This is a genomic window from Terriglobus sp. YAF25 (genome assembly GCF_052113305.1).
Lineage (GTDB): Bacteria > Acidobacteriota > Terriglobia > Terriglobales > Acidobacteriaceae > Terriglobus.
Genome location: NZ_JBFRCY010000431.1, coordinates 1 through 6,161, shown reverse-complemented (window position 1 = coordinate 6,161; position 6,161 = coordinate 1). Strand labels below are relative to the sequence as shown.

Sequence of the window (6,161 nt, the reverse complement as noted above, 5' to 3'; positions counted from 1 at the left end):
GCAGAACACCTGCTGCCAGCGATGCCAGAACCGCACACAGAATCATGACTGATGTCACCACGACCACTCCCCGCTGAGCGCACATCGCGCTTTCAGCGTCTCTATTATTTCAACACATCGCCACAGTGCAAGCCTGACGTTGCACTTGCTGTTGATGCTTCAGATACGCAGTATTCCCAATCTGGGTTGCCTGACCTAGGGCGTGTCAGGCCGCCGGAGGATGTACTCTAGAGTTTTGCGGCCTGCCCGCGAATCGGCGCCTATGAGCATCACTCACATTACGGTCCGCGGTGCTCGTCAGCACAACCTGAAGAACATCTCTGTCTCCATTCCTCGCAACACCCTGACGGTCGTAACCGGGCTCTCGGGTTCGGGAAAGTCGTCTCTAGCGTTCGACACCATCTACGCTGAAGGCCAACGGCGTTACGTTGAGACTCTTTCGGCCTATGCCCGCCAGTTCCTCGACCAGATGGAGCGCCCGGACGTGGACGCCATCGAGGGGCTGTCCCCGGCTATCTCCATCGAGCAGAAGACCACTTCCCGCTCGCCCCGCTCCACCGTCGGCACCATCACCGAGATCTACGACTATCTGCGCCTGCTTTACGCCTCAGTCGGACAGCCCCACTGCCCGCAGTGCGGCCGCCCGATCAGCCGGCAGTCTGCCGACCAGATCGTCGAGCGCATCGTCGCTCTTTCGCCGGGAGAGCGCATCACCGTCTTTGCCCCCATCGTCCGCGGCCGCAAGGGCGAATTCCGCGAAGAATTGGAAGCCTTAGACCAGCAGGGCTTCCGCGCCCGCATCGACGGTGAAATCACTGAGATCACCGAGGGCATGCGCCTGGAGAAGCGCAAAAACCACACGGTAGAGGCCATCGTCGACCGCGTCATCCTGAAGCTCGGCCCCGACGGCAAACCCGACACCCGACGTCTGGAAGCCTCTGTCGCGAAAGCCCTGCAGATGGCTAACGGTCTTGTTTTGATCGGGATAGCAGGCATGAACGAGACGCTGTACTCCTCCTCTATGGCTTGCCCGGAGTGCGGCATCAACGTTCCGAAGCTCGAACCCCGCAGCTTCAGCTTCAACTCCACCTACGGCGCCTGCCCCGAATGCCATGGCCTGGGCTCGATCTACGATTTTGACCCGGCTAAGACCATCACTGACTGGTCTAAACCGCTTCTGGACGGCGCCATGGGGCCAGGATCGGCCTCGCAGTACCTGCTGAAGCTGATCAAGCTGGCTGCCGAAAAATACAAGATCGACCTGAAGAAGCCCTTCGAATCGTTGCCGGACGCCCATCAGAAGCTGCTTCTCTACGGCCCGCCGAAAGGCGAGACCAGCCGCACCGGCTTCCACGGCATCCTGGCCTACCTGCGCGATTCGCTCGAAGAAACCAAGTCTGAGGGCTATCGCGAGTACATGATGCAGTACATGTCGGCGAGCATGTRCCCCGTCTGCAAGGGTGCTCGTCTGCGGCCAGAGTCGCTGGCTGTGCGGGTTGATGGGCGATCCATCGCCGAGTTCACGTCACTCTCGCTCGACGGGGCGCTCGATACAGCGCGGAACTTCAACTTCACTGGCCGCGAACGCATCATCGCAGACCGTCTGCAGCGCGAGGTCATCGAGCGCCTGGAGTTCCTGAACGCGGTCGGCCTCAGCTATCTGTCGCTGGATCGCTCTGCAGCGACTCTCTCCGGCGGCGAGGGCCAGCGCATTCGTTTAGCGACCCAGATCGGCTCGCGCCTGCGCGGTGTGCTTTACGTACTGGACGAGCCSTCSATCGGSCTGCACCAGCGCGACAACCAGCGCCTGATCTCTGCACTTGAAAGCCTGCGGGATATCGGCAATACCGTCCTGGTCGTCGAGCATGACGAAGACACCATACGCAAGGCCGACTACGTCATCGACATCGGCCCCGGCGCCGGCAAGAACGGCGGACATCTCTTACTGCAGGGAACTCCGCAGCAGATGATGGAAGACCCGCATTCGCTGACCGGTCTGTATCTATCGAACCAGATCRCCATCTCCGCCCGCACGGAGCCACGCCCCCTGACCGGCAAGTGGGTCGCCGTGGAGGGCGCCCGGGGCCACAACCTGAAGGATGTCACCGTGAAGGTCCCGGTCGGCATCATGACGGTGGTGACCGGCGTCTCCGGCTCGGGCAAATCGACCCTGATCAACGACACGCTTTACCGCGCCCTGGCGCAGAAGCTCTACGGCAGCCGCGAAGAGCCCGAGCCATACAAGTCGATCAAGGGTTTCGACGAGTTCGATAAGGTCATCCAGATCGACCAATCCCCTATCGGACGATCTCCCCGGTCCAATCCGGCGACGTACACAGGTGTCTTTACCGCCATCCGCGACCTCTTCGCTATGTTGCCGGAGTCGCGCGAGCGCGGCTACAAGCCCGGCCGGTTCAGCTTCAACGTGCAGGGCGGCCGGTGCGAGGCGTGCCAGGGCGACGGGCAGCGGCGCATCGAGATGAATTTCCTGCCCGACGTCTATGTGCAGTGCGAGGTCTGCAACGGCCGCCGCTACAACCAGGAAACACTGGCGGTGAAGTTCAAGGGCTATTCCATCGCCTACATTCTCGAGCTGGCGATTGAAGACGCGCTGCCCATCCTGGAAGACATTCCCAACGTCAAAACCAAGCTGCAGACGCTGGTCGACGTTGGCCTTGGCTACATCCATCTGGGCCAGTCCGCAACGACGCTTTCGGGCGGCGAGGCACAGCGTATGAAGCTGGCCCGCGAACTGTCCAAACGGCAGACCGGACGTACGATGTATATGCTCGATGAGCCGACGACCGGCCTCCACTTCGACGATGTCCGCAAGCTGCTGGAGGTGCTGCACCGCCTCGCTGACCTTGGCAATACCGTCCTGATCATCGAGCACAACCTCGATGTCATCCGCAACGCCGACTGGATCATCGACATGGGACCCGAAGGCGGTACAGGCGGTGGCACCGTCGTGGCTGCCGGCACGCCATCTGAGGTCGCAAAGGTCAAAGGATCGCATACGGCCGGATTCCTGATGCGCTACTTCGCACCGGCTGCGAAACCCGGAAAGARGGCCAGGAAGTGAGCGAAATAGACAAGGACCGGGCGGAAGAGAACTTCCGGCGTCTGGAAGAAGCTCTGCAGGAGCGGCTTCCGGTGGTCCGCCAGCCACATCTTGGCTACGGCGTCGCCTTTGCTGCTTCTGCTTTCCTCTTACTGATAGTCGCAACTCTGGTCCTGTCAGCTGTCATTGGAAGCCACGACGGCAAGCTACAGAGGGATAGCTTCGAGAAAATCGCGAGTCTGCCTCGCATGTCCGTTTATGCCATGGGGATCGGCTATCTCGGCACCTTAGTCTGGAGCTTCTTTCTTTACCCTCACTTCTGGAAGCGGCCCTACTTCGATGTGCTGCAGTGGAACTTCGCGGCGGTACGCCGTTACTGGCCGCTCCTGCTCACGGGCGGAGTAGGCCTATCCATCGCAGCGGGAATTGCTGAGCGCTTCGTCTCTGTACCGGACACTGCGCCGATGAATGCCTTCTTCAAAGATCGCGCCGATCTATGGCTGATCACGATCTTCGGCTCCACTGTCGCACCGTTCTTTGAAGAGATGATGTTTCGAGGCTATTTCCTGCCTGGCGTAGCCATCGCTAACACGTCCCAGGTTCTACAATCTCCATTGAGATGAACGACCGCGAAGCCCTCCTGAACCTGATCGCCACCCTCTCCTTCCGCCTGGGCGATTTCACGCTCTCCTCCGGCGCCAAGTCGGATTACTACATCGACTGCCGCATTACTACGCTGCACGCCGAGGGCGGCCGTTTGACCGGCCTGGTGCTCTACGATCTGATCCGCCAACACTTCCCTCAGGCTGAAGCAGTAGGCGGCCTGACCATGGGTGCGGACCCGGTCGTCTCCAACACCGCCAGCGCCTCGGCCTGGTACGCCAAGGATCATCCGGACACACCGCTGCTCAACGGCTTCCTCGTCCGCAAGCAGCCCAAAGGACACGGTGCGGGACGCCAGGTTGAAGGCTTCCTCAAACCCGGAGCTAAGGTTGTCATCGTCGATGACGTCTGCACCACCGGCGGCAGCACCATCACGGCCATTGAAGCTGTAAAGGCAGCAGGCATGGACATCATCGGTATCCTCTGCCTCGTCGATCGCGAGCAGGGTGGCCGAGCCAATATCGAGGCTGCAGCGGCCGGAGCACCGTTTATCAGCGCCTTTACCGCGAACGATGTGAGGGCTGCGCATATCGCTCTCCCAAACCAAACTTAGCGACGAATTGGGTGCCCCATCCATCGCAACGCGATGGGTGGGACGTTCGGGCGAAGCGCGATGTTCTTCCCGAGAAGGTATCGATAGAGAAGCAGATTTCTCCGCTGCGCTACGAAATGACAAACAAACTTACAGTTCAAGTTGCACTCGAATGTCCTTCCCCACTACATCCGCCCGATTGATAAACTAATAGACGATGATTCCCACCCTCGAATGGACACCCGAAGGCGTCCGCTTTATCGATCAGACGAAGCTGCCGCTCGACGAAATTTACGTCACCGCGACCAGTTACCAGGACGTTGCCACCATCATCAGTGACATGATCGTGCGCGGCGCTCCTGCTATTGGTGTCTCCGCCGCCATGGGCATCGCGCTTGGTGTCGACCGCAGCTCCGCCACCACGCTCAGCCAGCTCAGCGCTGAAGTCGAAGAGATGAGCAAGGTGCTTGCGGCTACCCGTCCAACCGCGGTGAACCTCTTCTGGGCCATCGACCGCATGAACGAGAAGTACAGGGAACTCCTCGCGAAGCCGGGTGTCACCATTCCCGAGATCAAGGCCGCTCTTATCACTGAAGCTCAGGCCATGTATGACGCTGACATCGAAGCCTGCAAGCAGATGGGCGCCCACGGCGCGACCCTGCTTCCGCAGGAAGGCACCGTACTGACGCACTGCAACGCAGGCGCTCTGGCCACCTGCGGCTACGGCACTGCTCTGGGCGTCATTCGTGCCGCCGTGGAACGTGGCCACAAGATCGACGTCCTGGCCGATGAGACCCGCCCCTACCTCCAGGGCGCACGCCTCACCGCCTGGGAACTGATGCAGGACAACATCCCCACCACAGTCCTGTGCGACAACATGGCCGGCACCCTGATGCGTCAGGGCCGCATTCAGGCTGTGATCGTGGGCGCAGACCGTATCGCTGCCAATGGTGACGTCGCCAACAAAGTTGGTACCTACTCCGTCGCGGTTCTGGCCAAGGAACACGGTATCCCGTTCTACGTCGCCGCTCCCTGGTCGACCATCGATCTGGCAACAGAGCACGGCGATCAGATCCCGATTGAGCAGCGTTCCCCGGTCGAGGTCACGCATTCGAACGGCAAGCAGATGACCCCGCACGGCGTGGGCATCGAGAACCCCGCCTTCGATGTCACCCCCGCGAAGTATGTGACGGCGATCATAACCGAGCGCGGCGTCCTTCAGGCACCCTACGAGGTGTCGATGAAGGAGATGCTTGATGCGGAGTCTGCCGTACCGGCCGTTTAGCTATACCCAGGGCGACGCCACCCTGTTCGCCCTGTTTCAACCGCGCCTGAAATCCCTGCTGCGAGGCTCTCTGCTTTCAATGCTGAGCTTTGCGGCAGGGTTTCTTCTTTCCGGCTTTCCGAATAGCCATCCTTCGCCATGGATCGTCGTGCCATTGCTCACCGCATGCTGGGGCACATGCGAGACACTCCGCTGTATGAAGCGCCGCTGGGACTGGTATCACGGTGGCGTACTGCTGCTCGTCTACACCGATCTGATGGTGCTGATGATGTTGCTGCTCTTTCTTCTGTATCCCTATGCTCACTGGTTGACTCACGCAGCTTGGTAGCAGCAGGCACCAGCCTCGCAAGAGAAGTACCATAGAGAGATGGCAGTACCGGGCTTGCTCGACCTTCGTCAGAAGTCTCTGTTACGTGGGGGTCTACTGGTCTTTGGCTCGTTTGCCGTAGGCATTTGGCTTTCTGACTTTCCAAATAACCGGGCAACGTTGTGGCTCATCCTGCCGACGCTCCTCTCCTTCCTCGGAACCATCGAGTGCATTCGCTGTATGCGCCGCAAATGGTCCTGGTATCACGGGGGGGTACTTCTGTTGATATACGCCGATCTCATGGTTATGACCC

General features: G+C 60.2%; 6 protein-coding genes. All 6 read left to right on the top strand.

Annotated features, from left to right (window positions below):
- The first annotated feature begins 262 nt into the window (after positions 1–262).
- Positions 263–3,082 carry an excinuclease ABC subunit UvrA gene (gene uvrA, locus AB4043_RS17270; RefSeq protein WP_442307617.1) on the top strand — a complete coding sequence of 940 codons (2,820 nt, stop codon included), beginning with the start codon at positions 263–265 and terminating at the stop codon, positions 3,080–3,082.
- The gene (locus AB4043_RS17265) at positions 3,079–3,684 is read left to right on the top strand and encodes a hypothetical protein (protein WP_442307616.1); all 606 of its coding nucleotides are present in this window, start codon (positions 3,079–3,081) and stop codon (positions 3,682–3,684) included. Before uvrA ends, AB4043_RS17265 begins: the two co-directional genes overlap by 4 nt.
- Positions 3,681–4,277 (top strand): orotate phosphoribosyltransferase, encoded by a 597-nt coding sequence (pyrE, locus tag AB4043_RS17260; RefSeq protein WP_442299179.1) that lies wholly within the window; start codon positions 3,681–3,683, stop codon positions 4,275–4,277. Before AB4043_RS17265 ends, pyrE begins: the two co-directional genes overlap by 4 nt.
- 196 nt (positions 4,278–4,473) lie before the next feature.
- Positions 4,474–5,541, top strand: a complete 1,068-nt coding sequence (gene mtnA / locus AB4043_RS17255) for an S-methyl-5-thioribose-1-phosphate isomerase (protein ID WP_442299178.1) — start codon at positions 4,474–4,476, stop codon at positions 5,539–5,541.
- On the top strand, positions 5,513–5,869 hold the full coding sequence (locus tag AB4043_RS17250) for a permease (RefSeq protein WP_442299177.1): 357 nt from the start codon (positions 5,513–5,515) through the stop codon (positions 5,867–5,869). The genes mtnA and AB4043_RS17250 overlap by 29 nt, the downstream gene beginning before the upstream one ends.
- A gap of 39 nt (positions 5,870–5,908) precedes the next feature.
- Positions 5,909–6,161, top strand: a 253-nt coding sequence (locus AB4043_RS17245; RefSeq protein ID WP_442307615.1) for a permease, incomplete at its 3' end; no start/stop codon positions are given.